The organism is Spongiactinospora sp. TRM90649, assembly GCF_029382225.1.
In the GTDB taxonomy this organism is placed as follows: domain Bacteria; phylum Actinomycetota; class Actinomycetes; order Streptosporangiales; family Streptosporangiaceae; genus Spongiactinospora.
The window spans coordinates 1-1400 of the sequence record NZ_JARLTC010000094.1; the positions used below are offsets into that span (position 1 = coordinate 1).

General features: G+C 75.5%; 1 protein-coding gene. It reads left to right on the forward strand.

The annotated features are described in order from the left end of the window. On the forward strand, positions 1 to 1400 hold a 1400-nt coding region (locus tag P3X83_RS43130; RefSeq protein WP_277311250.1), incomplete at both ends, for a beta-ketoacyl synthase N-terminal-like domain-containing protein.

The following is a 1400-nucleotide window of genomic DNA, read 5'->3' on the forward strand; positions in this document are numbered from 1 at the left end:
TTGCTCCTCGAAGCCTGCTGGGAGGTCCTGGAGCGGGCCGGGATCGACCCGCTGTCGCTGAGCGGCAGCCGGGCCGGAGTGTTCGTGGGTGCGTCGAACTCCCTCTACGGAGCGGGCGCGCTGGTCCCCGAGGAGGCCCAGGGCCACCTGCTGACCGGCACCGCCAACAGCGTCATCTCCGGCAGGGTCGCCTACACGCTGGGACTGGAAGGCCCGGCGATCACCGTGGACACGGCCTGCTCGTCCTCGCTGGTGGCGCTGCACTGGGCGGCGCAGTCGCTGCGCGGCGGCGAGTGCGATCTGGCCCTGGTGGGCGGTGTGACGGTCATGCCGTCCACGGCCGGTTTCGAGGAGTTCGCCCGGCAGGGCGGGCTCGCCTCCGACGGGCGCTGCAAGGCGTTCTCGGCGGCGGCGGACGGCACCGGCTGGTCCGAAGGCGTCGCGGTGGTCGCCGTGCAGCGGCTCTCCGACGCGGTCCGCGACGGGAACACGGTGCTGGCCGTGGTCCGGGGCTCGGCCGTCAACCAGGACGGCGCTTCCAACGGCCTGACCGCCCCGAACGGCCCGTCGCAGCAGCGGGTGATCCGGCAGGCGCTGGCCAACGCCGGGCTGACCACCGCCGACGTCGATGTGGTCGAGGGCCACGGCACGGGCACCCGCCTGGGCGACCCGATCGAGGCCCAGGCCCTGCTCGCCACCTACGGCCAGGACCGCGAGGAGCCGCTGCGGCTGGGGTCGCTGAAGTCGAACATCGGGCACACCCAGGCCGCCTCCGGCGTCGCGGGCGTGATCAAGATGGTCATGGCGATGCGCAACGGCACGCTGCCGCGCACCCTGCACGCCGAGGAGCCGACCCCGCACGTGGACTGGACGGCGGGCGCGGTGGAGCTGCTCACCGAGGCCCGCGACTGGCCCGTCAACGGCCACCCGCGCCGCGCGGCGGTCTCCTCCTTCGGCATCAGCGGCACCAACGCGCACGCCATCCTGGAGGAGCCCCCGGCGGCCACGCCCGCCCGGGACGACGAGCCGGGGGAGCGGAACCCCGGCGTCGTCCCGTGGGTGCTCTCCGCCCGGACCACCGCCGCGCTGCGGGCACACGCGGACGCCCTCCAGGCCGTCGCGGACGCCGACCCCGTGGACGTCGCGTGGTCGCTGGCGACCACCCGGGCCGGGCTGGAGTCGCGGGCCGTGGTGCTGGCGGCCGACGCGGACGGCTTCCGGGCCGGGCTCGACGCCGTCGCGCTGGACCGCAGCGCCGCCAACGTGGTGCGCGGCACGGTGGGCGAGGGACGGCTGGCGTTCCTGTTCACCGGCCAGGGCGCACAGCGCGCCGGAATGGGCCGCGAACTCTACGAGACCTTCCCGGCCTTCGCCGACGCCTTCGACGCGGTCGCCGCCCG